Source organism: Psychrobacter sp. 1U2 (genome assembly GCF_051847575.1).
This window is the reverse complement of the sequence record NZ_JBPYDC010001795.1, coordinates 1-522: the sequence shown is the minus strand read 5'-3', so window position 1 is coordinate 522 and position 522 is coordinate 1. Positions and strand designations below refer to the sequence as shown.

General features: G+C 47.9%; 1 pseudogene. It reads left to right on the top strand.

The features are described 5' to 3' along the window. A pseudogene (locus ACS8FD_RS24450) lies at positions 1 to 522 on the top strand (RNA polymerase-associated protein RapA); the annotation flags it as partial.

Sequence of the window (522 nt, the reverse complement as noted above, 5' to 3'; positions counted from 1 at the left end):
AATCGCGATGAATTAAAAGCTCTTATCGCTGAGGCGTTACAAATGCGCTTGGCGCTAGAAGCACAGCTGCAAGAAGGACGTGATCGTCTACTTGAATATAACTCATGCCGTCCACGCGTCGCTGGGCGTATTGCAGATGCGATGCGTGATTTTGATGATAATAATGTGCTACCGCCCTTTATTGAGCGCTTTTTGGCATCAGCAAATGTCGATTATAGTATTCAGCGTGATGGTTCTTGGGTGCTTGCGCCACTCGATAGCACTGAAGTTAGTGAGTATATTGAGGGGCTGCCACTTAGCGATGAAGAAGGTATGACGTTGACCTTTGATCGCGAGCTTGCACTGCAGCGTGAGGACATCGATTTTGTCACCCATGAACATCCATTGATGCGATCGATCTACGAGCTTGCGAGCACGAGTACCTTTGGTAATACGACGGTGGCAATGCTCAAGAGCAATGCCATTCCTCAAGGTATGATTATGCTTGAGGTTCATTTTAGGGTCGAAGCGATCGCGCCAAAG